Here is a 23,872-nt window from a genome sequence, read left to right on the forward strand (position 1 = left end):
GATTATCGGGTCAAGCCCGATAATGACAAATGCCATAATGTCATTCTTCGGCTTGATCTGCGATGTTTGCTTAGCAAACTCGGTTAGGGAATCTAGTAAATTTTTAGATTGCTGGACTGGGGCTGGCAATGGCAATATTCAAACTAGTAAATGTCCAGTTTGTAGGAAATTGTTGACGCTGAATTCAGGATGTTGACAATTGTGATTGTCAGTGTTGAAGAGCCTTTGTTCAGTTGAACAATTCCTGCCAATTGCTTTGTGTCGTCTGGATAAATTTCTTTAACATTGTAAGATTCATTTCCTTTTACGCAAAGTTTTCCGTTGCTTTCTTTTAAAACATCATAAGAAATATTTTCTACAGTCGCTCCGTTTACAGCAGTGATTATTTTGTATGGAACTGCAACATTTTGACGTGTTCTGTAAACGTAATATTTTCCTGCCGGCAATCTTCGTTCGTTCAAAAGATTGTGCGAAATTCTGTTTTTGTCTTTTAAAGTTATTGTTCCCATTGTGAGCGGAAGTTCTCTTCCTGCGCGCGGCATAAGAATTCTTGGATTTACAGCGGAATTATTTTTTGAATCAAAGACTTTAAATTCAAGGCAGCTTTGTCCTTCCTGCCAGCCTGTGTTTCCGCTTGTTCCAAGATATTCGCCAGACTCAACGAACTGCTTTTCTTCTATTTCTTTCGAAATTGAACTGTCGTCAAGATTTGCGTAAACTGTTGAAAGTCCATCTTCATGCGAAATAATCACGGAATTTCCCAAAGCGGATTCAAACCAGCCAAAGTCGTCGCTGTGGTCTGAAATTACGGCGGTTATTCTTCCTTTGTCTGCCGCCTTGACTTCTGAAGGGTCTTTAAAAATCAGCGAGGAATTTATTGTGCCTCCGCGAAGCTGTCCGAAATATGAATAGAACGAATCTGCCTGAGTTTCTTTTTGCGGCCAGTCGAATGAAAATCCGCAGAAACTAAAAAATGCGCAGGTTAAAGTTAAAATTGTTTTTTTCATTTTTTTCTCCGCAAGAAACCATCTAGCTATTTTTTTGAAATCGAAATTTTTGAAATCTTTGTGTTCCGTCCAATGAAAAGTGAATTTTCATAAGTCTGAATAAACGAGCATTCGCCTTCAAAGCTGAAAGATGCCATTGGATAAATAAAAGATTCCAAAATTGTTACCGTGTATTTTTTTCCGTCTTTGCTCAAAACAAAAACAAGCTCGTTGTTGTCAGAAAATTCTATTTGGGAAATTTTTCCTTTGATTGGAATTTTTTTGCTTGTGGATTTTTTTGAGTTTACGATTCCAAGAAAATCTTTTCCGTTGAAATAAACGTAATCAGAATTGTTGTTGAATTTTACAAGCGTCTGGCGGGAAATGGAATTTTCAAGATACTCGTGGTAAATTACTTTTGAATGTCCGCCGTTTTTTTCTGCAACAATAAATCTTTGCTGATCTTGTCCTGAAACACAGGCGATTCTGTTTCCATCTTCAGAAATTGCAACTCCAAGAATGACATCGCAATTGCTTCCGCCCGGCGCAAATTTCTGGTCAATTTTTCCGTCCGGCAAAAAAGAAATTACAGTTCCGTCTGCGTATCCTGCGGCAGTTCCATTTTTGCTTGATGAAAATGCAGTGATTGGCGAATAATGCTCGTAGTTCCATTCGCGTTTTCCTTCTGAATTGCATTTTACAAAAGAAGTTCCACCCGGATGCATTACAAAAATTCTGTCCTGGTCAAAAAATGGAAATCCGGCTTCGTCAATTGTTCCAGCTAAAGTTCCGTCTGCGAAAAAAAAGTCGGTCTTTGTGCCGCTTGCTCCGAATGCCGCATACCATTTTTCTGAAATTGTTGATTTAAAAGGAAATGTTATTGCTGAAACAATTTTTCCATCGGCTGTAAAATATCCTATGTTCTGGGAAAGCTTAAACGGAATCTTTTTTGCATCATTTGAATTTTCTTGAATATGTGAAATGTCTTCTGTCCATTCCGGTGTAAAATGAATTTCTTGGCCCATTGGTTGCACTGAAAGAATAATGTACAAGGCGCAAAATATAACGGCTATAGGAACAAGCAGATTCTTTTTTTTCTTATTAAAATTCATAATAGGCTATTTTATAGAAAGCAATGATAATTTTCAATGCCATTGAATTTTGCAAGGAAGCCGTTTTGTTTGTAAAAAGATTACGCAATAAAAAAGTTAAAAAAAATGCCCTCAAATGCTGACAAACCAACTTTTTTGAATCATAATTATAATATACTGTCATTCTTTATGCGGAAGGTCTCCGGGTCAAGCCCGAAGATGACAAGGAAACTGTTAATGCGGATTATCCGGTCAAGCCGGATAATGACATAGGATCAAGCCGGATAATGACAAGAAAACTGTCATTCCCATTCTAAAACACAACTGTCATTCCCATGCAGCGACACGGGAATCTCTAACAAGGAGGAATCTTTATGAAAAAACTACTTTTTTCTATTTTACCAGCATTTTTATTTGCATTTATTTCGTGCATGAACATGAGCTCTGGCTCTGGCGAAAACGGCTCTGTTCGTGTTGCCTTGCCGGGAAACTCTCGCGCCGCCTATAACAAAGACAATGCCGACAAATTCACTGTGCGCCTTTACAATGATGATTTTGACAAAACCGAAGAAGGAACTCTGGGGGGGTAATAGAATTTGGCGAGCTTGAGCCGGGAACTTATATAGCAGAGGCGGAAGCCTGGAACACAGTAGAAAATCTTCTTGAAGGAAGCGGAAGCGAAGAAATCAAAGTAAAAGCCGGCGAAACTACAGACTGCAACATCAAAATGATTCTTGAGGGCATTTTCTATTCAAAGTATATGCTTTTTCGTGATTATTCCGGAAATATGTACGCCTACGATTATTCAAGTTGTATCGAGACGAAAACCTGGTCTACTGATTCTAATTCTCCTCAGTATTCCTGTTTTGCAGAAAGCAATGATGGAAGTGTTTATTATACGAAACTTGAACAATCCACTAGTAAATACAAAATATATAACTACAACTTTACAACTAATAACGAAGAAATAAAATTTACTATTGCTAAAAATACAGGATTTTTTGACGGTTGCTATGACAGCACAACAGATATTTATTGGGTTATTCGTAATGCAAACGGTAATTTATATTTATACAAAAAAAATGCAGAAGGCACTTCTGAAGAAGAATATAATATAGGAATTGCTCAAAGTAGTTTTGGAGATTGTGCAATAAGAGGCGAAAATCTTTATTATTCATTTGGTGATGATTCAATTGGATATGCAACATTAGACTACACAACTAAGTCTGCAACTGAAAAAACAACGAAATCGCTAGATGACTTTGGTGTTTCTTCTGGTGAAATTACAGACATGGCGGTTCTTGAGGACGGAAGGGTAGCTATAATAGTTCGTGATACAAGCACTAGTTCTACTAATGATAATACTACTAAAACTGTTATATACAATTATACAGTTACAGATGGTGGCACAGTATACAGCCGCGGTGCTCTTGTGCTTTTGTCTTCGGACTTGTCATTAATAAAAACGCTCGGCTGGACAGATGATTCTTCAGTGAGAACAATAAGCGCAACTGGCTCAAGTTCTGGGTATAGTACAACATGGACTTCAATCACGGCATATATTCCAGAGTATGAGGAGCGCAACTCGCACTTTTACGGACCAATGCGCATTGTTGCAGTCCGCCCAAAGGAGCTTGTAATTGCAGACTGCGGCGCAAACTTTGTTCTGCCTGATTACAGCGGCAAAAAGAACGGAAAAATGTTCACGCACAACAGGCTTATGACCGTAAACCTGCGCAACTTTGCCATAAGCTGCAAAAAGGAATTCAGCGAAAGCGAAATAAAGTTTCAGAATCTGGATATTAGCGGCAGTTTGACAGTTGTTAGCAACTGGTCAGATGGAGTTGAAAAATAAAGTAACTATATTGCCCCTTATTTTTCCGGCAGATTTCGTAGAAATCTGCAAATCCGTGTGATTCTTTTTTGTTTCTTCAAGCACCTTTTTGTTGCGTTCCTCGATAATTCTGTCCAAAAGCTGCCTGCCGGTTTCAATGGTGGTTTCGGCAGGCTCAACCACCGTAGAAATCAGCCGCCCCGTAACCGCCGCCTGCAGAATCGCTTTTCTTAAGCTTGTGTCTTTTTTATCTGTGCCATGTTATTTGCTCCTGTTCAAAATACTGATGATTATCTGGCGGAACATTTCCATGTCTTCTGTTTTACTTTCGGCAATAAAAAGGGTAATTGAAAAAAGAGTGTCGTCATCTATGCGTTTCTTGCCGTTTATGTAAAGCATATTATTTTTCTGCATAAAATACAAAAAACAACTGGCGGCTATGCGTTTGTTTCCGTCATGAAAACAGTGGTCTTTTGTAATTGAATATAAAAGCATGGCAGCTTTTTCTTCCAAAGTGGGATACAATTCCTTGCCGCCAAAAGTCTGGTAAATGTTGTTTACGGCTCCTGCGAAACCGTCATCTTTGGGAACTGCAAAAACATCGCTTTCAAAAGCTGGTTTCATTGTATTTATTACTTCCAAAAATTCATTTTCAGAAATTCTTTGTGCAGGAGATTCTGTTTTTCCTTTCTTATCAAGGTTTCCATGGTCAAAATCATCCAAAAGAACAAGTCCGTTTGAAAAATCCTGTAAAAAGTTCACTGCTTTCTTTATATCATCAAGATTTTCTAGCTTTTTAGACTTTATGCTTTGTGCAAGGGAATTTGTTAAAGTCTGGAGAGTTATCAGTTTTTCGTGTTCTTTTTTTAACAAATGCTCATTTACAACATACCCATTTACGACATATTGATGAAGAATATCTGTCGCCCATTTTCTGAAGCCCGTCGCAATCTTAGATGATACTCTGTAACCAACTGCAAGAATAACATCAATATTATAATATGGAATATTTCTTGTAACAGTCCTTGTTCCTTCCATTTGGACTTGTGCAAAAAATGCACAAGTTGAATCTTTTGAGAGTTCATCTTCCTCATAGATATGCTTTATATGGCGTTGAATTGTAGACCGGTCTTTGTTGTCAAAAAGTTCTCCAATCTTTTCTGCACTAAGCCAAATAGAATTGTCCTGCATAATGACTTCCACTTGATTAGAGCCGTTATGCTCGTATATTTTTATTTCACCCTTTGACAAATCGGTCATTTTGTCTGCTCCTGTTTTCCTACTCATTAGTAAAATGAGTGCGTAAAACGACACAGAAAAAGGAGCAGATTTAAGGTGCAAACAGCCGATAAATTAAGCAAGGCGGTTAGCACATGGCAAAGAAACGACAGTCATTCAGCAAGGATTTCAAGGCAAAAGTTACACTTGAAGCATTACGAGAAGAATCTACGATTCAGGAAATTGCAGTAAAGTACGGCGTTCATCCGAATCAGATTTCCCAATGGAAAGCACAGGCAATTGCCGGAATGGCTGACATTTTTGAACGGCCGAATAAGAAGTCAGAAGAAACGAGAAAGCAGGAAGAGGAAAAAGACAGTTTTCTGAAAACAATCGGTGAACAGAAAGTCGAAATTGATTTTCTAAAAAAAAGTACAAGCAGATATACGGCTACGATCCAATCTTGTAGAACCTGCTTACAAGTTTTTAAGCATTTCAAGGCAGTGCAAGCTGCTTGGGATTTCACGGAGCCGGTATTATTACGAACCGGGCTCAGGGCATGATGAAAAAGATTTCAATCTGCTTGTGAAAATCAAGGAAGTCCAGATTGAGCATCCGTATTACGGTTACCGCAGAATCTGGAGAGAAATAAACAAAAACGGCGGAGACACTACAGAAACAACTGTACGCCGTGTAATGCGAAGATTCGGGATTACGGCGGTATTTCCGGGCAAAAATCTTTCAAAGGCCTGTAAATATCACAAGAAGTATCCGTATCTTCTTAGAAACAAGGTAATCAGATATCCGAATCAGGTATGGTCTACGGATATCACTTACATAAAGCTGTCGACAGGGAATGTTTACCTGATGGCAATCATAGATTGGTTCTCAAGGAAGGTCTTAAGCTGGCGCGTATTCAACACGATGGATGCGCTGCAGTATGCAAATCTTCTGAGGGAAACAATCGAAGAATACGGCTGTCCTGCCATCTTTAACACAGACCAGGGAAGCCAGTTTACATCTGATGTTTTTATCAAAGTTCTTGTCGATTACGACATCCAGATCAGCATGGACGGAAAAGACCGGGCTTTGGACAACATCAGAATTGAGCGTCTTTGGAGAAGTCTCAAGTACGAGGACATCTACCTTAAACGCTATGAGACAATGAAAGAGTTGAAGGCCGGCATAAATGTCTACTTCAACTTCTACAACACAGCGAGGTTTCATCAGTCTCTGGATTACAACGTGCCTGATGAAATGTATAAATGCTTCCAGTACAATGAACTGGAAAGGAAACGGGCTGCATAATTTTTTACACCTTAAACCTGTAAAAATTTTGCGTTGACTAAATAGCGCATTTTAATACTACTATCTTGAGTCAGAATCTGAGAGTTCGAAAGCAAAATTGTTTTCAAAAGATAACTTTCAAGATTTCTATAATTTGGTTACCAATGAGAAAGTCTAAAACATTCAGACTTTCCAAAACAGAATAGTTAAAGGAGGTACAAACATGGCATTTTGTTCAAATTGTGGAACAGAACTTGCAGAAGGCGCAAAGTTTTGTGCAAATTGTGGTACAGCTGTAGCTGTGGTCGAGAAGGTTCAGAAGAATCGGGGAGCCAGTTTTGAAGCGGGGACGATATTAATAACAAGACCCAATGCGAATTTCCCAGAAGAACAGACGGTACTTTGGTTTAAAACACCGAATTATGTGGAATGGATTAGTTATAACAATAAAGATAAAACAGCTAAGATATGTAATTCTGGTGAGTATGATCCTCAAACCGGACTCCTTAAAGGTGTGTCTGATGTAGCTAATTTACTGTCAGCATATTTGGGATGCTTGCGCCCAGATGAATATGGTGAGAATCGTTACCAGTTCTGGGAAGTTGAAGGCTGGGAGTATTCGGAGGAAAATCCTAAGATTTATACAAAGGAGCAGGTTCTGGAAACTCTAGATTCTGTTATTGAGGAAATAGCAGAAAACACATTCTGGACTCTTAAGGAATATAAGGAACAATTTAAGGACGAGTAAACAAATTCTTGGAATGTAATAGTAAAAAAAAAATTTTGTAAGGGGTAAAAAAAATGAAAAAGATGTTGTCACTTATCTCCGCATTTTTTATTTGCGGAAGTTTTGCTTTTGCTGATATTACTACTGCAAAAAAACATGAAGCAAGTTCTGCGTATGTTAATGCAATTATTGAATACTGCAATGCGAGTGCATCTGATCCATTGAACAAAGATATTATTTCTGGAATTGAACGCTGTGCGAAAAAACTTGCGAGCGGTTCTTGGGGAAATAATTATGGTTGTTCAGCTGATGCGAATGTCATCAAGAGCTGGAAAGAAATGGAAGTTGTTTATCAGGATTTTTTAAGTGGCGCGATTCGATATACACTTACTTATACAGAAAAAGTTAAAATGGAAAAAGCTAACGATTATGACCAGGCTTTTGAATCGGTAAGGTTCAAGCCAAAATTCAGTTTTAAAAAGAATTTCCCTGCTGAATCTGATATTGAGAGTGCATTCAGAAAGTTGATGAAATCTGATTATGCTCTTGCAAGTCAAGTGAAGAAATATGGCAAAAACGTATCACTCAATAGTCCTTCTTGGAAACAACCACCAAGAGAAGTAAAAGGAAGCGATTTGGATTATTTTGGACCTAAGTATAGCGTTAAGGATGCAAGAGATAAAAGCATGCCAGAAGTAGATGTCAAGAATCCTGATACTTCGAATGCTGGTTTTATGAAATCCTTAAAGCTGGTAGCATCTGAAATGAAAGGCGAACGAATAGAGTCATTAGAATATCATATGTCTCCAGATACTGTAAATTATTCAAGAATTACTGAATATTCTTGGAGTGGTAAATATTGGATAGGTTGGAAGCCAACTGTACGCGTTGCTGTTGCTGATAAGAACGGAAATCGTATAAGTAACTGGTCTTGGTGGTATCCTGAAGATGGTTTTGAAATTCGAGTACCTTTGAGCAAAGCTGATAAAGCTGATCACTATATCATTTCTGATACATGGTGTATGAGGGGAAAAGGAGATGGCTCGGTATGCATGACTTATCTGGATTTTAATTACAAACCGCAGTCAAAGCAGATTATCAAGAAATAAGGAGATGCTGTCATGGAATATTTTGTCGGAGTAATAATTGCTTGGTGTGTATGCGAGAGCCTAGTCCGTTTCTTTGCAAAATGGGAGTTCGGTTACTTCAGATTCTTTCTGGCACCATCTGATTGGTTTCATATAGTGATTCGGTATCTTGTTATTTTGCTGATAGTATTTGTTGCCGTTACGATTATTTCGGCAAAAGTATTAGTAAATGTGTAAATATAGATTTTGGAGGAATAGAAATGAATAGTTACAGTAAAGAAATACGTGAGAACGCAAAGGCAGAACTTGACGCCGCAAAAATGGAAGCGAAGACAGAAAAAATACGTGCCAATGCGAGCCAGAAGATTTTGGAAAAAGGCACCCGTAAAGAAAAATATAACAATCTTCTTCGTTTTGAATTTTCATCAGACCCAGCAGAGCATGAGCATCAGTTGCTCCAATTGTGCGGGGATTTCTTAAACTGCTATGATGAAAAGGGAGGAGCAAAACTTTATAAAGCATATAATTCTTTATTGGAAAAAGATTTGACGATTCTTATGGCTTCAAATATTGACTTGTACAATAAAATAAATCCTTTGTTTGAGAAAGCTAAAGTCAAAGGATTTAAGAAAATTAAGAGATTCTGGTTTATTGCAGGGGGAATCTGGTTAGTTTCTTCTATTTTGATTACCATTGCATATGCTGGGACAGGATCACTTGAATTTGCATCTGCACTTGGATCTGGTTTCCTTTTATCGACTATGTATGTTGGCATACCTGCGGCTATTGTTTGGAAAGTCAGAAAAGGTTCAATCTAAGCTGACTAAACTGATTGCATGATAGCTTCTGCATTTCGTAAATGTGAGGGCTGTCATACTAATGCAAAAGAAAAATATAATCATTCATGAAATTAAAATTTTTTTTATTTGTTTTCCCTATAATTCTTAGAACTCCCATTTTTGCAAAACAACTTATTTTAGAACGCCCCGTAAAAAACGAGGTTGAAGGCTACAACAAAAAAGTTTACAAAGAGAATGGGAAGGTCAAGCTGTATGTAAATGAATTTACAAACGATAAGGACGGCAGCAAGCTTGGTTTTGCCTATGCAATAGAATCGGATTCGCCGGAAACTCCTGTTCTTGCAGAGTTAAATGGTGTGGATAAAGATTTTAATTCCGAGCGGGATGGTGGCTGGCTTATCTACTATGAAAAAGGGGATTCATTTTATATTGGTTCAATCTGGAAAAACGGTTATAAAACCACTGTTACGGATATAAGCTGCTTTTATGAATTTGACAAGAAAATCGGTTATGATATTTATTTTATCTTCTGTTATATAGGAGCTGTAAATCGTAACCTGACTTTTGAAAATTACATTTGTTACACGGATAACTGCCATTTCTGGTGGGATGATAATATAACTGCTTTTTCAATCAGGCTTTCGGAATTTTCTGATTACGAAAAATATTCAAAAAGTCACGGAAACAATCCGCCTTATCCTGGCTTCAAAATCTGCCTTTTTCATGACAGCCGTGCAACTGGAGCAAAAATCGCAGAAAATCTTAAAAAAGGTATGTGGAAAACAAAGTCGCGGAATGCACAGCGGCCGGGCAGCGGACCTCCACAGTACGGCGAACTGACCTGCTGGTACGGTGAAGATGATATGTGTGATAGCATTGAAGAATTTGCAAAGGATTATTACGGAAATTCCACAATGTCACTGGTAATAGATTTTGCACCTGTAAAGGTGAAGTAAAGGCAAGGAGGCTGTAGTTATGGAAAATCCACAGGAAAAAGATGATGAAATCGTAACATTTTGTGCTGATGGTGAAGTAATCTGGAGAAGCGAAATTGAGGCGATTATGGCCGGAAAACCGATTGAAAAGGAGCAGAGCAGCGAAAAGACGAAAGATGATGCGGCTAACAGGTCGGAAAAATGATGAAGGTTGATTCTATGGATTCTATGGAAAACAATGAAGAAAAGGAAATTCAGAATTCAGCGTTCTTTGATTTTATCCGTGCGGAAAATCCCGAAACTGTATTCAATACGCTTCAAAAAGAAGATGATTATTTTGTTGCGCTTGTTTTTTCATGCATCTCCGAAAGCATGGCAAGTTCTATTTTTGCGAAGTTTGAGCTTGAACGACAGATAAAGATTCAGGAGCAGATTGCCAAAGGACTCAAAATTTCTGCCTCTGTTATAAAGGCATACGAGGAATCTTTTAAAGAAAGTCTTAAAAATCAGACCGAGGAAGAAAAAAATCATATTGCGGGTGCGGACAAAGCCTGCAAAATCCTGCAGCTTTCAAAAATCTCTGTCCAAAAGGAATTTATGGATGGGCTTTCAAAGCAGAATGACACACTTGCGGCAAAATTCAAGGAAAAGCTTTTCTTTTTTGATGATATTCCGCTTCTTTCTGACCGCGCGCTCCAATGCGTTTTGCGCGAAATTGATGAAAATATTCTTGCAAAGGCCCTCAAAACAGCCGCTGAGCCGACTTGCGAAAAATTTTACCGCAACATGAGCGAAAAGGCAGCCTCAATGCTCAAAGAGGATATGGAATTTCTTGGCTCTCTCCGCCTGAAAGACGTGCTTGAATGTCAGCAACTTATCGTGAATGTTGTTTTGCGGCTTGAAGAGAAAGGCGAGATTGTGATTGAAAGGCCGGACCGCAGAAGAGGGAACTGAAATCACCCTTGCGGCGAACACGTTCACCAGAGAAGGCTGGACGTTCTCCGGCTGGGCGAAAACTTCCGGCGGAAACATAGCCTACGATGACAATTCCGGGTACACAATCGGCACGGCGGATGTTACGCTCTATGCCGTGTGGGGAAAATTAGTAACTGCCGACAATGCCACGACTGTAATTGGCGGACTGGAAGGCGGAACTAGGGAAAATCCGAATGTCTATATGATAAAAATTACAGACAAAACATTGACTGCGGACAAACTAACAGAAATAGGAACAGCGATAGAAACAGTAGCAAATAAAAGTAATCGGAATTATCCCCTCAAACACTTAAAAATCTTTTGACGTTTCAGAAAATCGCATTATGTTATTATGTGCGATGACATTCAAGGAATTACAAGAAAAGTTCCCTACAGAACAATCTATCATAGTACATTTTCACAAGATTCGCTACAGAAACGGTCTGGTTTGTCCGCACTGTGGCTCTACCCAGAAAGTCGGCACCCGAATCGACCAACTGAAGCTCTGTAACTGCAACCGTTGCCACAACACATTCTCAATTTTTTCAGGCACGATTTTCGAGAAAACCTCCACCGACCTCACGAAATGGTTCTATGCCGTTCATTTGTTTTTGAACGCAAAGAAAGGAATTTCGGCACTTCAATTACAGCGTGAAATCGGCACGACCTATAAAACTGCATGGCGTATGTTAAAGCAACTCCGCACTGCTATGGGGAACGAAATTTTAACGAAGCCTTTTGAGTTGATTGTTGAAGTGGATGAAACTTATGTTGGTGGTAAGCCACGCAAAGAAAATAAAAATCTGCAATTCACAACACCAATGCCGAAAGATACATCGACAACAGGACGAGGAACAAAGAAAACGCCTGTAATTGGGGTTAAAGAACGTGAAACAGGGAGAGTTTATACCCGTGTTGCGTTACCAGACCAGAACGGACAAAAACTTACTGGCAAACAACTTTTGAACGTAATTTCTACTGTTACAAAATCTGATAGCGTTGTTATGACCGACGATTTCAGGGGCTACAACATTATGAATCACAAAGTCACGAATCCAGAAAAATTCACGCACATTTCGGTATGCCATAGTTTGGGCGAGTTTTCCGCCGGAAAAGGCTTGCATACAAACGGAATCGAAAGCTTCTGGGCAATTTTGAAACGTGCTATAATCGGCAGTTATCATCATGTATCAACTAAGTATTTACAAAACTACGTGAACGAATGTTGTTTCAGACAGAACAACCGAGGCGATAACGCTTTTGACAAACTGTTGTTGCAAAGTGTTCTGGTGGCATAATTTAAATACCTAAAAGCTCTTTTATTTTACCTTTTGTGTCTTCAAAAGAAATACCGCCTTCTTTTGAGATGCATTCACATGCCCACTTGTTAAAGTTTGAGATAAAACTTTTGACACCAACAAAATCAATTTCATTAATTGGAACAAAATCTGTGTATGCTTTATTTAAATCAGAAACTGTACGTTTATGAAAATCATCAAACGAGTCTTCTACAGATTCCCATACATGATTATAAAGTTTCTTAAACTCAGGGTATTTGTTTGTTCCTTTTACTTTTGGAACATCATCAAATCCCTTTCTTGAAGATGCCACCCAGCCTTCAAAGTTTTCATTATAATGAGTTTGTCCTTTATAATAATAAAGTTTTATTAAATGTGCATGCCTTATTGGCCTCAGATTGTCTAATTGCATAATAATTACATTCCAAGGTTGAGCCATTTCCTGAAAATGTACGGCTTTATCATAAATTTCTTGAAAATCAAAATCTTCGCCTATTTTGTTCATAACTTTATCCCTTTGTTTTTAAATATTAACACATAATTAGCAAAAAAATCAGCAAGGTTTTCAAATTCTCCTCTACTAACTAATTAGATAAGAAAAACGAAAGCGGCAAGAACGCCAATTCCCACCGCCTTCTAAACACAACCAAAGGAATGTTTTGATTATGTCTAATAAGTTAGTAATCTGTGGTGAAACTCAACACAGAGCATTAAAATTACGAATTTACCCATCTAACGAACAGAAAGTTTTAATCGAAAAAACTTTTGGTTGTGTCCGTCAAATCTATAACAACCGTCTTTTTGAACGAAACCAGTTCTACGAACAAATCATAAAACCTGCAAAACCAAAAGAACACAAAGCTTTATGGAAAACGGCTCATTTCTCAACCGAAAAAGAAATGAAACAGAAATTTCCGTATCTGGCAGAAGTATCCGCACAGGCGTTGTGTTCTGCTACTATGTTCGCCGAGTCTGCTTACAAGAATTTCTTTGCGTCAGTAAAAGGCACACGAAGTGGCTCTGCCGTTGGAAAACCGAAATTCAAGTCCAAGAAATCGCATGATTTCAGCTACCGCGAATGTATGAATGTCGGTTTGAATTGGAACGAAAGGAAAATCAAAGTACCGAAACTCGGCGAAGTGAAATTCAGACACAGTGGAAATAAAAAGGGAAAACTTGATTTCTTTTTGCGAGACGGAGCAGATTTGAAATCAATTACAATCAGAAAAAATCCCACTGGCGAGTATTACGCAGTGTTGCTCTTTGAAAGGGAATACTGCCATAAAGCGAAATCCTACGAAGGTGGCGAAAACCAAGCCATCGGGCTGGATTTTAGCCCGGCAGATTTTTACATAGATTCAGATGGTTCATCTGGAAAAGATTTTGGCTACAAAGCCCAAAAACAAAAAAACTTGAAAAAACTCACAAAACTGCAAAGGCGAATGATGCGTAAGCAAATCGGTTCAAACAATCGTGAAAAGGCTCGTGTAAAAGTTGCCCATATGGAGCATTACATTTCGGAATGCCGAAACGATTGGATTGAGAAGGAAACCAAGCGTCTTGTATCAACTTATCAAGTCATTGGAATCGAAGATTTGAATTTGCGTGGCATGATGAAATTCTCACGCAATGCGAAAAACTATGGTGATGCAAGTTGGGGAAATTTCACGAACAAATTGCTGTGGAAAAGTTCTCTAAACGAGAACAAATGTCAGGTTGTAAAAGCAGACAGATTTTTCGCAAGTTCGCAGATTTGCCACTGTTGCGGGTTCAAAAATCCGATTACAAAAAACTTATCTGTCAGAAGTTGGATTTGCCCAGAATGTGGAACAAAACACGACCGAGATGTCAATGCAGCCATAAATCTAAAAGAAAATGCGATAAAACAAGTACGGCAAGGAGTGTCGGAATTCAGGTCTGTGGAGGGTGTTGAAAATTTAGCAACGCTTGCGTTGCAAATTGGAGCATCCGAAGAAGCAGAAAGTTTGACTGGCGACGGTCAGAATGTCCTCACGTTATAAGTGCGTGAGGGGATAATTCCGAAAGTAATTATTACGCATTCTTCAGTCTTGATCTTTCCTCCGCAACCGAAGTTACAGAAATTCCAGAGGAAGCTTTTTCTACCTGTAGGCTAAGAGGACTGATTCTGCCGGATTCTTTGGAAACAATCGGAACAGGTGCTTTTGGATACAATAAGTTTGAAGAAATTGTAATTCCTGACAATGTGAAAACTATTGAAGACGGCGGTTTTGAGTATTGTTCAAATCTTAAAACAATAACGCTTCCTGCAAGTCTAGCTTCCATCGGTGCATCCGCATTCAAAAATTGTGACAGGCTAAAAACCGTGAACTACGGCGGCACGCAGGCGCAGTGGGCACAAATCAAAATTGATGATTACAACGACAAGCTCACCGGCGCAAAGATAATCTGCACCGACGGCATTATAAACGGCGAGTAAAATGGATTCCTGACCGAGTTTGCTTTGCAAACGTCGCAGCATCAAGTGCGGGAATGACAAAAGGCTGCGTCATTATTGTGCTGTCCTTCGTGTCATGGGGCTGTCCCAAAAGTATGAGGCAGCCCTAATAACATAAAAAAGGCCGCCCTTTTTGAAGTCTGTTAATAACTTCTAGGACAGCCCCTTATTTTTAAACATAGTTACTATATTTGCTCAACGGACTGGGTACGCTTTTTATCGTTGTTTTGACATTTCAGTACTTTCTGTCATAAAAGCTGAAGGAATACTTCCTAAGACCCGTAGCGATACTTCCTAAGAGGCTGAGTAATACTTCCTAAGACCCTAAGGAATACTCTCTAAGGGCCTTAGGAATACTTACTTCAGGTCTTAGGGATATTCACTTCAGGTCTTAGGAATACTCACTTCAGGAGTTAGGAAGTATTCCTTCAGTTTTTAGATGCTAAAATACAAGAAAATTGTTAGATTTTCCAAATTAGCACGGCAACTATAACAGCGAATTTCCTTGTTCCGCTGAAAATCCCAGGGCAAACGCATTATAAATAATTTAAGTAAAGTTTGCGCGAAGGAACGGTTTCTGGGGCAAAAACACTCTGATTGCTGCGACCGCGTGAGCGGGCAATTCTATAGTTACTTTGCAACAATCAGCGTGTAGCGCATTATTGCGCGATTTTGAACCAGAAAACCGTGTCTGGGAGCCAGTTTTATGCTGAATACATTTATAATGCGTTTGCCCTGCTGAAAATCCTTCCGAATATAGGCAAAAATCAATTTATGTGTTAAACTCTGCAAATTGAATTTTATGCGGCACACACCAGTGTCGAAGATGAGGTTTTTATGGCAAAAGAAAAAGATGTGCATGCTTGCACTTTGGACAAAATCATCAGTCTTTGCAAGAGAAGAGGATTTGTTTATCAGGCTTCTGAAATTTACGGCGGAATGGCTGGCGCATGGGACTACGGTCCTCTTGGCGTTGAATTCAAGCGCAACATTCAGAACGAATGGTGGCATTATATGACTCAGCTCCATGATGATGTTGTTGGTCTTGATTCTGCGATTTTTCAGCATCACACAACTTGGGAGGCTTCAGGCCATGTAGGACATTTTTCTGATCCGATGATTGACTGCACAGAATGCAAGGCAAGATTCCGCGCTGATCAGCTTATTGAAGATTATTTTGACAAAACTGGCGAAACCCCTTCAAAGCCGGTTGATACAATGAGCCATGAAGAAATGAAGGCTTTTATTGATGAAAAGATTAACTGCCCGACTTGCGGAAAGCATTCTTGGACTGATGTGCGTGAATTTAACTTGATGTTCAAAACTCATCAGGGACCTGTTGCTACAGAAGCTTCTTTAGTTTATCTTCGCCCGGAAACTTGCCAGGGAATTTTTACAGACTTCAAAAATATCGTTCAGTCAAACAGAATGAAAATTCCGTTTGGAGTTGCTCAGGTTGGAAAGTCGTTTCGCAATGAAATTATCTTCAAGAATTTTATTTTCCGCACTTGTGAATTCGAGCAGATGGAAATGGAATATTTCTGCAAGCCAGGAACAGAAGATGAAACTTTTGCGCGCTGGAGAAAAGACCGCTGGAATTTCTATTTGAAATACGGAATTGCAGAAGACCATCTTAACTGGCATCACCACGACAAGCTTGCCCACTACGCAAAGGACGCTTACGATATTCAGTACAAGTTCCCGATTGGTTTTGAGGAAATTGAAGGAATTCATAGCCGCACAGACTTTGACCTTTCGCAGCACGAGCAGTACTCAAAGAAAGATATGCACTACATCGATCAGGACGACGGAAACAAACGTTATATTCCTTATGTTGTTGAAACTTCCGCCGGACTTAACAGAAACTTCCTTATGTTCCTTTGCGAGGCTTATGAAGAGCAGAATGTTGCAAAAGAAGGCGAACCTGAAGACTTTAGAACTGTTCTTCACCTTGATCCTCGTCTTGCGCCTGTTACTGTTGCGGTTCTTCCTTTGATGAAAAAGGACGGACTTGCAGAAAAAGCAAAAGAAATTCAGCATATCTTAAAAGAAGATTTTGTTACTGATTATGACCAGAGCGGAACAATCGGAAAACGCTACAGACGTCAGGATGAAATTGGAACTCCATTCTGTGTTACAGTAGATCATGACACGCTTGATTCTTCCAGCGCGGATTTCAATACTGTTACAGTTCGCTTCCGTGATTCAATGGAGCAAAAGAGAGTTTCCCTTGATGATTTGATTCCTTTCATTCAGAAGGAAATAAAATCTTATGTTCCTGTAAAACGCTAACTGTTTAACTGTCATTTGTCATTGCCGGACTTGATCCGGCAATTTAAAAATTTGCTAGACAATTGTCGTGGCACATGAATGACAGTTAGTAGTTGTATTGGCAAAATTCGTCATTAGACTTATTTAAGGCTGGTTGCAAGTTATGGAATACGTTGCTCTCGGAAAAACAAATCTTCTAGTTAGTCGCACTGGTTTTGGCGCGGAAAGTCTTGACTGCAAGGAAATCGAAAGTTTCGGTGAAGATGCGGATGAAAAGGCTTGCGCTATTGTTCATCAGGCTTATGCTGGCGGAATGAATTTTTTTGACACTTCGCATTCCAAGCCAGTCTGTGAAAAGCGTCTTGGAGCTGCCTTGCATGGAATCAGGCATAACGTGATTCTTGCGACAAAAACTTCTGGCCAGGACTTGCATGAAATCCGCCGTGATTTAGATGAAAGCCTTATGTCTTTGGAAAGCGACACTCTTGATTTGTTTCAGCTTGAAAATCCGCTTATTGTTCCAAAGAAAAACGGCATGGACGGAATTTACAATGAGTTTTTGTCTTTAAAAGAAAAGGGAATTGTTAAGCATATTGGAATTGCAACAGAAAACTACGATATTGCAAAAGAGGCTATTGAAAGCGGACTTTACGAAGTTGTTCAGTTTCCGTTCAGCATGATTTCGCCAGATTCAGTGAAGGCTCTTGTAAAATTGTGCCAGGAAAAGGAAGTTGGCTGCATTGCTTCCCAGCCATTGAACGGTGGAGTTGTAAACGACATTCCTTTGGCTTTTGGTTTTTTGCATCAGTTTGAAAATGTTGTTCCTGTCTGGGGAACTCATACTCAGGAAGAGCTTCAGCAGATTTTATTTTTTAATGACCATCCGCCAGTTGTTGACCAGTCATTTAAAGAAGAAGTGCAAAAAGTTCAGAACTTTTTCAACTGATTGAAATTAAATTTTACAAAGTGTTGCCAAGTGCTTTCCGCAGATCAGCGGATTCTTCTTTATTCATTGTGCGCACAATTTTTATTGCATTGTCATCTGTCTGAATTCTTTTTGGAGTTCCGTCTGGATTCACGCTTCCAACAATTTGAACAATAGGATTTTTAGGGCTTGTAGGAGAAACGTCAACAACTTGTCCGACTCTTCCGTTTGAAAGAAAAACAAATGCGCCGATTGGAAAAAGCGAAATGCTGTATAAAAGCGCTTTGATTACAGTTTCATCATAAAGATGATTGCTGTTCTTTAGCATTTCAATCATGCCTTCGTAAGTTGTTCTTGCCTCTCTGAAATTTCTTGGAGCTGTGATTGCTTCAAATGAACAAGCCACGCCGATTATTTTTCCGTAGAGTGAAATGTTGTTTTTTAAAAGATGTCGCGGATAGCCAGTTCCATTTTCACGCTCATGGTGATCCAAAACTCCAAGCTGAATTGTAAGCGGAAGTCCTGCTGTTCTCATAATGTTATACCCGATTACAGTATGAGTCTGCATCTGCGCTTTTTCTGAATGGCTAAGCGGATTGTTGTTCATGTAAAGCTGCGGCGGAAGTCTTATCTGTCCTATTTCGTGCAGAATGCTTGCAACTCCAAGTTCAATAAGTTTTTCATAAGGCATTTTTATTTGCAGTCCGATTATGATTGCAAAAATCGCGGTTCTAAGGCTGTGGCTTATTAAAAAATTTTTATTTCTCGCTTCAAAACTTGGTGAAATTCTAAGAAGGAATTTTTTATTTTCTCTTACAAAATTGCAAAGCTCAAGCACTTTTCCATTTAGCTCAGGCGGAGAAATTATTTTTTGAGTCGCATATTTTGTGTAGACATAATTTATAAATTCCATAAATTTGTCATAAGCGTTTTGCGACTCCAAAAGTTTTCTGTTGTCTTCTTCTTTTGAAATAGAAGCTGGCTCTGAAGAAAAATTAAAAGGCTGTTGCTGTGCTGCTTGCTGATTTGCATTTGCTGAAAAATTCTGGTAAGCAGGCTGCATTTGCATAGCTGGATTTTGAAAAGCTGGCGTTGGTGTTGGCTGCTGAAAAATCTGCTGTGGCTGAACTTGCGGCTGGACTTTTTTTTCTGGCTCTGGAGTTTCTGAAGTAAATTCTGAAAGATCAACTTCTTCGCTTGTTTTAAATTTTTCAGGAATCTGTTCTTCTGGAACAGATTCTTCTTCATCTGTGAATTCTGAAAGATCTACTGATTCAGTTTCTCCAAGTGAAACTTTTTTGTGTTCTGTTTTTTCTGGATTTTTATCTTCTTCAATTTTGGAAAGAATTTTTTCATCTTCGCTGTAGACTTCAAGAAATCCCCACTTCTTTAAACATGAAAGCACTTCTGGCGTTACTGCGCAAGGTGGAGTTGTCAGCAAAAAAAGAGAGTCAAGCATTACATCTGAGTTGAAATGTGTGTCTGGTTTTATTTCTGCAACTTTGTATTTGACCATAAATCTTTCCTATTCATTTTATTATCGGCAGAATTTTAGAAAAGTTAATTACAAACTGGCCATGCAATGTTATTTAAAAAATGAAAAGACCAAAGGCAACTTCCTCTGATCTTTTCTCACGGAGATATTTAACATCTTTGTTGAGATGTATGGAAATTCTTTACAGACGTCTGGATGTCCTCTAAGATTTCTCAAAGAACCGCCCGTAGTAAATTTCTATCACTGCACGTTTATATTATCGGTGAGGCTTTGGAAAACTTTAATTGGAATTTGGAAAAAATTTTTTATATAGATTTATTGATTTTAAAAGTTCCGTGTAAATCAAATTTGAATAGCGTATGCTGTAAAGTTTTTTTTCTGCTTCAGAATTGTTGGGAATTTTTTCTGAAAGAGAATCAAGCTGTCTTTGTGTTGGAAATACAAGGGCTGCGGCATCCTTTGCGGAAGACGATGAAATTTTTTGATCTATTTCATTGAGCTTGCTAAAAACTTCTGGAATTGAAAGAGGCGAGCGGAGTGCTTTGCTGCAAAGATTGATTCCTCTTTTTGCAAGGGACTCAAGAAGTTTTAAGTTTTCACCGAACTGATTTTTTTGCTGTTCAAAAGAAATTTCTTTTGGCTTTGATAATTTTTTCTTATTTTCTTGAGCCTTTTCAAAAAATATTTTTCGTTTATCTTTTATAACAGGTTTTAAAAGAAATTCTTCCAAACTGAATTTTTCTATTCCATTTATTGCAAGGCTTTCTGGCGTAAGTGAAAAAGTTTTTATTCCTTGAGTGGCTGCATTTGTGCAATTCTTTTCAAACCACCATGAAAAAAGCTGCATTTTTTTATCTGTTAGAATTTCATTTCCGTTGTAGTCTTTTGCATAAAATGGAGCGGCAGAAAACAAAGTCTCAATATTTTTTGTTTCGGAAGTTTTTATACGGAAACTTTCACAATGAATTTTTTCTTCAAACTTTGAGCCTCTGATGTGAGTTTCTTTATTTGGAAATCCTAAATCCATTCCGGCTAAATAAATTTCAGAAGTTCCGCACATTCTTGCAAAGTCCCAGGCTGTTGTTGTTACGCTTCCGCCGGCTGCAAGCAAACCTTTTTTATTAGTATTATTTTCAAAAAATTTTCCAATTGGAAACATTGAAGAAAAAAGAACAATTTCTTTGCACTGAAATCTAAACACAGAAGGATAAACTGCGATTTCTGTAACAAGAATGGATTCAGGCGATTTTAAAAATTCAAGATGGAGTGAACAGTAATATTGAGGATCGGCGAGGATTATAAAATCCGGCTCAATGTTAAATTCCAGGCACGAATGAAGAGCAGTGTCTACGCAGACAATTATTGCTCTGTCTTTTATTTCCTTCAAGTGCGGAAGAATTTTTTCTAAAGTCGGACCTGCTGCTATAATTACAAAAGGAATTCCACTTGCTTTATTTAAGAATTTATTTACTCCGTCAAGCTTTTCAATGTAATCTAAATTTTTGCAACTGTTGCTCAGCCAAAGCCTTGAAAATTTTTCGAGAGTGTTTGTGTTGACTTCTTCCTTTTGTTTGTGCTGAAAAATTATATTTTCAACTGAATCAAAATATTCTTGGTTGTGCGCAGTGTGAGATTTGGTTTTAAAAATATGAGTTTTAGAATATGAGCAGTTTGAAATTAATGCGGCGGTTTGCTCGATGGAAGCTCCAATTATAAATATCAACTTTTTGTGCTCAAAAACTGGCGACCAATCTATTGCGTTTAATGCTGAAAAAAAAGCTGTAGTATCTTCTTCAATTATAATCAAAGTTGGCTCTGGAAATTTTTTTGCAAATTCTACAGGTCCGTAGCCTAAGCCGAATCCAAGAAAAATTGCAGTGTCTTTTTTTTCTGAGTCAAAACTGTTTACAAGGCTGTCAGCTTCTTTTTCAGGATTGTACTTTGAATGAAGCAAAAGATTTTTTCTTTTCGCAGTAAGGCTTCCGTTTTTTGCAGTTTCAAATTCAATTTCATTTGAAAACTTAACTTCCAGTGAATTTGAGAGTTCTGGAAAACGCTCTTTAAACAAAGAATAATTTTTATTCCAAATCGAGTTCAATAGTCATATTCTCCGTAATTGGTGTTCCGGGCTCTGGAGTTTGAGCGGCAACCCAGCCTTCGCCTTTTATTACAAAGTTCAAGTCATCTCTTGCTAAAAGCGGAAGCAAATCTCTTTTTGGTCGTCCTGTAAAATCCGGCACAACTTTTCCAATTGAAAGAGGCAAATTTTCTTTTATTGTGATTCTGCCTGAATGCTCAAGGCTTGCGGCTCCTTCACGGTTGATTCCAAGGTGATCGATTATTTCATCGGCGGCTTTTGCAATTACCGGTGCTACAATTCTTCCGGCGTAAGTTTCGCCTTTTGCTTTTTCAATAACGATGTACAAAACAATCTGCGGATTTTCAATTGGAAAAATCGCCATGCAGTTTGAAAGAAAATCTGTGTTGCTATATCCGCCGTTTACGGTATCTGCCATTTGTGCAGTTCCGGTTTTTACACCGATTGAAATGTCTCTTAACGAAGCTCTTGTTCCTGTTCCGCTTTTTGCGGTTGTTTCCATGCAGCTTAAAAGATAGTCCGCAGTCGAACTTTTTAAAACACGGTTTCCGTAAGTCGGTTCATGTTCATATTCAGTTTTTCCGTCGATGTCCGCTATTTTTTTTATAAACGTCAGTTTTATTTGAACGCCTTTGTTTGCAAGAACAGTTGCAGCTTGAACCATTTGCAGCGCGCTCACACTTATTTCCTGGCCAATTGACATCGTGGGTTTGCTTCGTGCAGACCAGTATCTGTCATTTTGATTTTTTACAGAACCTCTTGTTTCGGACGGAAGTTCAACGCCAGTTCTTTCTCCAAATCCAAACCGCCTGATGTAAGACAAAAATTCTTCCGTTGTTATTTTTTCGCTCATCTGTGCCAGCGCATCGTTGCATGAATATTTCAGTGCGCTTCTTGCGTTAAGCCAGCCATGATGGTCGAGACAAGTTATCTTGATTGTTTCTCCTGCGGAAGTCCGCCTTTGATAAATTCCGTCGCACAAAAAACTGTCATCGGCAGTAATTGATTTTGAATCAAGAAATGATGCAACTGAAAAAATTTTAAATACGCTTCCCGGCTCGTAAGCTGTAACAGATGCCCTGTCTGTCATTTCCTGCGTTGAAGCGGAAGTGTATTCATTTAAATTTGCAGATGGCAAACTTATGTATGAAAGTATTTCTCCGTTTTTTGCATCAGCGGCAATCAGCATCAAACTTTCAGCCTGAGTTTCTTCCATTGATTGCTTTGCAATTTTTTCAAGCTTATACTGAAGTCCAGAGTCAATTGTTAAGTAAACATTGCTTCCGTGGATTGTTCCAGTTGCGTCAGGATTCGGCTCTGGGGAAAGAATGTTTTGCTTGGAATATTCAATTCCGCTCAGTCCTGTTCCGTCATCGCCCATGTAGCCAATTAGCTGGCTTGCTAAAGAATTTTCAGGATAAAGACGACCGGGAATTTTATCAAAGCGGGTGAAATTATAGTAATTATTTTCATCAATTATTTTTATAAGCTCGTCGTATTGTTCTTGGGAAATTTTTTTCTTGATGTAAATGAAATTTGCATTTTTAGCATTTTGAATTTTTTGCGTTATTTCCTGTATTCCCATGTTTAATGGTTCGCAAACTTTTTCGGCAAATTCATCTGGAGCTTTTATGAGTTTTGGAGTTACAACGAAATGATAAAAATTTGTCTGGACTGCAAGCGGCTTTCCGTTTCTGTCTGTAATTGAACCGCGCTCAATTGTTACTGGAGCTGTAATTGTTTTTTTCTGCGGATAAAAAGCCAGCTTTACAAATTTCACATAAACATAAACCAGCCCGACTGCGCATATAAAAAAAATAAATCCAATCCGGAATTTATTAAAAAAAACACTCATTTAAAAATCACCTTGCCCAAAATATTTTTCTGAGCCACAAAGCCGTAAGTTCTTGAGTCAATTGAGTTTTCAAAATTATCTCCTATTGCAAGAATCATTCCTCGTGGAACACAAGGGCTGTTTTTTATCAGATTATACTGAAGTTCTGTAAGCGAGTAATTTTTTTCTCCTACGTGCAAAGTATATCCTGAATCTGATGAATATTCTAGGGATTCGCCTTCTGTGGCAACACACCTTTTTACAACGAGATTGTTTTTATAAAAATAAATTACAATGTCGCCAGTTTTTGCATTGTTCCATCTGAGTAAAGTTGAATTGTCGAATGGATTTACGATTCCGTATGAAAGTTTGCAGACTAAAATTTTTTCGTTGTCGTGAATTGCAGGTTCCATTGAAATTCCTTGCACTGAAAGAATGTCAAATGCAAAAATTTTTATTACAGAGCCTATAAAAATTCCTGCGAATATATATTTCCAAAAATTTGATTCTGACGATTTATTTTTCATTACTATA

At 38.4% G+C, this 23,872-nt stretch carries 24 protein-coding genes and 1 pseudogene; 16 read left to right on the forward strand and 9 right to left on the reverse strand.

Features of this window, described 5'->3' with window-relative positions:
• Window positions 1-143: 143 nt before the first annotated feature.
• Both Q0H92_RS02405 and Q0H92_RS02410 read right to left on the reverse strand, forming a co-directional pair.
• A complete protein-coding gene (locus Q0H92_RS02405) occupies window positions 144-1,007 on the reverse strand; it encodes a M23 family metallopeptidase (RefSeq protein ID WP_296011423.1) in 864 nt (287 codons plus the stop codon).
• A gap of 26 nt (window positions 1,008-1,033) precedes the next feature.
• Window positions 1,034-2,098: a WD40 repeat domain-containing protein gene (locus tag Q0H92_RS02410; protein ID WP_296011425.1), complete on the reverse strand. Its 1,065-nt coding sequence runs from the start codon at window positions 2,096-2,098 to the stop codon at window positions 1,034-1,036.
• A gap of 353 nt (window positions 2,099-2,451) precedes the next feature.
• On the opposite strand from Q0H92_RS02410, the gene Q0H92_RS02415 reads away from it, so the two are divergent.
• Complete coding sequence (locus Q0H92_RS02415) at window positions 2,452-2,667, forward strand: hypothetical protein (RefSeq protein WP_296011428.1); 216 nt, start codon at window positions 2,452-2,454, stop codon at window positions 2,665-2,667.
• Window positions 2,668-2,695: 28 nt separating this feature from the next.
• Here Q0H92_RS02415 and Q0H92_RS02420 read toward each other — a convergent pair whose 3' ends face one another.
• Window positions 2,696-2,821 carry a hypothetical protein gene (locus Q0H92_RS02420; RefSeq protein ID WP_296011431.1) on the reverse strand — a complete coding sequence of 42 codons (126 nt, stop codon included), beginning with the start codon at window positions 2,819-2,821 and terminating at the stop codon, window positions 2,696-2,698.
• Window positions 2,822-2,837: 16 nt separating this feature from the next.
• On the opposite strand from Q0H92_RS02420, the gene Q0H92_RS02425 reads away from it, so the two are divergent.
• Entirely contained in the window at window positions 2,838-3,932 is a 1,095-nt protein-coding gene (locus Q0H92_RS02425; protein WP_296011434.1) for a hypothetical protein, read from the forward strand.
• Window positions 3,933-4,172: 240 nt separating this feature from the next.
• Here Q0H92_RS02425 and rhuM read toward each other — a convergent pair whose 3' ends face one another.
• Window positions 4,173-5,171, reverse strand: coding sequence for a RhuM family protein (rhuM, locus tag Q0H92_RS02430; RefSeq protein WP_296011436.1), 999 nt, complete (start codon window positions 5,169-5,171; stop codon window positions 4,173-4,175).
• A 113-nt stretch (window positions 5,172-5,284) separates the two neighbouring features.
• On the opposite strand from rhuM, the gene Q0H92_RS02435 reads away from it, so the two are divergent.
• The 10 genes from Q0H92_RS02435 to Q0H92_RS02480 all read left to right on the forward strand — a co-directional run bounded on the left by Q0H92_RS02435 (window position 5,285) and on the right by Q0H92_RS02480 (window position 12,239).
• Window positions 5,285-5,692 (forward strand): transposase, encoded by a 408-nt coding sequence (locus Q0H92_RS02435; protein ID WP_296011439.1) that lies wholly within the window; start codon window positions 5,285-5,287, stop codon window positions 5,690-5,692.
• Window positions 5,649-6,437: an IS3 family transposase gene (locus Q0H92_RS02440; protein ID WP_296011692.1), complete on the forward strand. Its 789-nt coding sequence runs from the start codon at window positions 5,649-5,651 to the stop codon at window positions 6,435-6,437. Before Q0H92_RS02435 ends, Q0H92_RS02440 begins: the two co-directional genes overlap by 44 nt.
• Before the next feature lie 202 nt (window positions 6,438-6,639).
• Window positions 6,640-7,164 carry a zinc ribbon domain-containing protein gene (locus tag Q0H92_RS02445; protein ID WP_296011442.1) on the forward strand — a complete coding sequence of 175 codons (525 nt, stop codon included), beginning with the start codon at window positions 6,640-6,642 and terminating at the stop codon, window positions 7,162-7,164.
• 53 nt (window positions 7,165-7,217) lie between these two features.
• The gene (locus Q0H92_RS02450; RefSeq protein ID WP_296011445.1) at window positions 7,218-8,252 is read left to right on the forward strand and encodes a hypothetical protein; all 1,035 of its coding nucleotides are present in this window, start codon (window positions 7,218-7,220) and stop codon (window positions 8,250-8,252) included.
• A gap of 239 nt (window positions 8,253-8,491) precedes the next feature.
• Complete coding sequence (locus Q0H92_RS02455) at window positions 8,492-9,049, forward strand: hypothetical protein (RefSeq protein ID WP_296011448.1); 558 nt, start codon at window positions 8,492-8,494, stop codon at window positions 9,047-9,049.
• 86 nt (window positions 9,050-9,135) lie between these two features.
• Window positions 9,136-9,987 (forward strand): hypothetical protein, encoded by an 852-nt coding sequence (locus Q0H92_RS02460; RefSeq protein ID WP_296011451.1) that lies wholly within the window; start codon window positions 9,136-9,138, stop codon window positions 9,985-9,987.
• Window positions 9,988-10,006: 19 nt separating this feature from the next.
• On the forward strand, window positions 10,007-10,171 hold the full coding sequence (locus Q0H92_RS02465) for a hypothetical protein (RefSeq protein ID WP_276752553.1): 165 nt from the start codon (window positions 10,007-10,009) through the stop codon (window positions 10,169-10,171).
• A complete protein-coding gene (locus tag Q0H92_RS02470; protein ID WP_296011462.1) occupies window positions 10,168-10,920 on the forward strand; it encodes a FliG C-terminal domain-containing protein in 753 nt (250 codons plus the stop codon). Before Q0H92_RS02465 ends, Q0H92_RS02470 begins: the two co-directional genes overlap by 4 nt.
• Complete coding sequence (locus tag Q0H92_RS02475; RefSeq protein WP_296011467.1) at window positions 10,889-11,266, forward strand: InlB B-repeat-containing protein; 378 nt, start codon at window positions 10,889-10,891, stop codon at window positions 11,264-11,266. The genes Q0H92_RS02470 and Q0H92_RS02475 overlap by 32 nt, the downstream gene beginning before the upstream one ends.
• Before the next feature lie 19 nt (window positions 11,267-11,285).
• Window positions 11,286-12,239: an IS1595 family transposase gene (locus Q0H92_RS02480; RefSeq protein WP_296011470.1), complete on the forward strand. Its 954-nt coding sequence runs from the start codon at window positions 11,286-11,288 to the stop codon at window positions 12,237-12,239.
• Window position 12,240: 1 nt separating this feature from the next.
• On the opposite strand, the gene Q0H92_RS02485 is transcribed toward Q0H92_RS02480, so the two are convergent.
• Window positions 12,241-12,744 carry a hypothetical protein gene (locus tag Q0H92_RS02485; RefSeq protein WP_296011473.1) on the reverse strand — a complete coding sequence of 168 codons (504 nt, stop codon included), beginning with the start codon at window positions 12,742-12,744 and terminating at the stop codon, window positions 12,241-12,243.
• Window positions 12,745-12,904: 160 nt separating this feature from the next.
• Between Q0H92_RS02485 and Q0H92_RS02490 the strand changes: the two genes are divergently transcribed.
• The 4 genes and pseudogenes from Q0H92_RS02490 to Q0H92_RS02505 all read left to right on the forward strand — a co-directional run bounded on the left by Q0H92_RS02490 (window position 12,905) and on the right by Q0H92_RS02505 (window position 17,932).
• Window positions 12,905-14,260, forward strand: a complete 1,356-nt coding sequence (locus Q0H92_RS02490; protein WP_296011476.1) for an RNA-guided endonuclease TnpB family protein — start codon at window positions 12,905-12,907, stop codon at window positions 14,258-14,260.
• Between the two features lie 71 nt (window positions 14,261-14,331).
• Window positions 14,332-14,697, forward strand: a pseudogene (locus Q0H92_RS02495) (leucine-rich repeat domain-containing protein); the annotation flags it as partial.
• A gap of 855 nt (window positions 14,698-15,552) precedes the next feature.
• Window positions 15,553-17,007, forward strand: coding sequence for a glycine--tRNA ligase (locus Q0H92_RS02500; RefSeq protein ID WP_013700630.1), 1,455 nt, complete (start codon window positions 15,553-15,555; stop codon window positions 17,005-17,007).
• Window positions 17,008-17,149: 142 nt separating this feature from the next.
• A complete protein-coding gene (locus Q0H92_RS02505) occupies window positions 17,150-17,932 on the forward strand; it encodes an aldo/keto reductase (RefSeq protein ID WP_296011480.1) in 783 nt (260 codons plus the stop codon).
• Window positions 17,933-17,945: 13 nt separating this feature from the next.
• On the opposite strand, the gene Q0H92_RS02510 is transcribed toward Q0H92_RS02505, so the two are convergent.
• From Q0H92_RS02510 to lepB, 4 genes are all read right to left on the reverse strand, one after another.
• Window positions 17,946-19,427 carry an HD-GYP domain-containing protein gene (locus Q0H92_RS02510; RefSeq protein WP_296011483.1) on the reverse strand — a complete coding sequence of 494 codons (1,482 nt, stop codon included), beginning with the start codon at window positions 19,425-19,427 and terminating at the stop codon, window positions 17,946-17,948.
• Window positions 19,428-19,686: 259 nt separating this feature from the next.
• Entirely contained in the window at window positions 19,687-21,504 is a 1,818-nt protein-coding gene (locus Q0H92_RS02515; RefSeq protein ID WP_296011486.1) for a 6-hydroxymethylpterin diphosphokinase MptE-like protein, read from the reverse strand.
• On the reverse strand, window positions 21,485-23,359 hold the full coding sequence (locus Q0H92_RS02520) for a penicillin-binding protein (RefSeq protein ID WP_296011489.1): 1,875 nt from the start codon (window positions 23,357-23,359) through the stop codon (window positions 21,485-21,487). The genes Q0H92_RS02515 and Q0H92_RS02520 overlap by 20 nt, the downstream gene beginning before the upstream one ends.
• Entirely contained in the window at window positions 23,356-23,865 is a 510-nt protein-coding gene (lepB, locus tag Q0H92_RS02525) for a signal peptidase I (protein ID WP_296011492.1), read from the reverse strand. The genes Q0H92_RS02520 and lepB overlap by 4 nt, the downstream gene beginning before the upstream one ends.
• Window positions 23,866-23,872 lie beyond the last annotated feature (7 nt).

Origin of the sequence: uncultured Treponema sp. (assembly GCF_934725225.1) — a bacterium.
Classification (GTDB): Bacteria; Spirochaetota; Spirochaetia; order Treponematales; family Treponemataceae; genus Treponema_D.

Bases quoted from the DNA above. Each gene is read 5' to 3' on its own strand.
- Q0H92_RS02405 (WP_296011423.1), bottom strand. From the start codon at position 1,007: ATGAAAAAAACAATTTTAACTTTAACCTGCGCATTTTTTAGTTTCTGC.
- Q0H92_RS02410 (WP_296011425.1), bottom strand. From the start codon at position 2,098: ATGAATTTTAATAAGAAAAAAAAGAATCTGCTTGTTCCTATAGCCGTT.
- Q0H92_RS02415 (WP_296011428.1), top strand. From the start codon at position 2,452: ATGAAAAAACTACTTTTTTCTATTTTACCAGCATTTTTATTTGCATTT.
- Q0H92_RS02420 (WP_296011431.1), bottom strand. From the start codon at position 2,821: ATGCCCTCAAGAATCATTTTGATGTTGCAGTCTGTAGTTTCGCCGGCT.
- Q0H92_RS02425 (WP_296011434.1), top strand. From the start codon at position 2,838: ATGCTTTTTCGTGATTATTCCGGAAATATGTACGCCTACGATTATTCA.
- rhuM (WP_296011436.1), bottom strand. From the start codon at position 5,171: ATGACCGATTTGTCAAAGGGTGAAATAAAAATATACGAGCATAACGGC.
- Q0H92_RS02435 (WP_296011439.1), top strand. From the start codon at position 5,285: ATGGCAAAGAAACGACAGTCATTCAGCAAGGATTTCAAGGCAAAAGTT.
- Q0H92_RS02445 (WP_296011442.1), top strand. From the start codon at position 6,640: ATGGCATTTTGTTCAAATTGTGGAACAGAACTTGCAGAAGGCGCAAAG.
- Q0H92_RS02450 (WP_296011445.1), top strand. From the start codon at position 7,218: ATGAAAAAGATGTTGTCACTTATCTCCGCATTTTTTATTTGCGGAAGT.
- Q0H92_RS02455 (WP_296011448.1), top strand. From the start codon at position 8,492: ATGAATAGTTACAGTAAAGAAATACGTGAGAACGCAAAGGCAGAACTT.
- Q0H92_RS02460 (WP_296011451.1), top strand. From the start codon at position 9,136: ATGAAATTAAAATTTTTTTTATTTGTTTTCCCTATAATTCTTAGAACT.
- Q0H92_RS02465 (WP_276752553.1), top strand. From the start codon at position 10,007: ATGGAAAATCCACAGGAAAAAGATGATGAAATCGTAACATTTTGTGCT.
- Q0H92_RS02470 (WP_296011462.1), top strand. From the start codon at position 10,168: ATGATGAAGGTTGATTCTATGGATTCTATGGAAAACAATGAAGAAAAG.
- Q0H92_RS02480 (WP_296011470.1), top strand. From the start codon at position 11,286: ATGTTATTATGTGCGATGACATTCAAGGAATTACAAGAAAAGTTCCCT.
- Q0H92_RS02485 (WP_296011473.1), bottom strand. From the start codon at position 12,744: ATGAACAAAATAGGCGAAGATTTTGATTTTCAAGAAATTTATGATAAA.
- Q0H92_RS02490 (WP_296011476.1), top strand. From the start codon at position 12,905: ATGTCTAATAAGTTAGTAATCTGTGGTGAAACTCAACACAGAGCATTA.
- Q0H92_RS02500 (WP_013700630.1), top strand. From the start codon at position 15,553: ATGGCAAAAGAAAAAGATGTGCATGCTTGCACTTTGGACAAAATCATC.
- Q0H92_RS02505 (WP_296011480.1), top strand. From the start codon at position 17,150: ATGGAATACGTTGCTCTCGGAAAAACAAATCTTCTAGTTAGTCGCACT.
- Q0H92_RS02510 (WP_296011483.1), bottom strand. From the start codon at position 19,427: ATGGTCAAATACAAAGTTGCAGAAATAAAACCAGACACACATTTCAAC.
- Q0H92_RS02520 (WP_296011489.1), bottom strand. From the start codon at position 23,359: ATGAGTGTTTTTTTTAATAAATTCCGGATTGGATTTATTTTTTTTATA.
- lepB (WP_296011492.1), bottom strand. From the start codon at position 23,865: ATGAAAAATAAATCGTCAGAATCAAATTTTTGGAAATATATATTCGCA.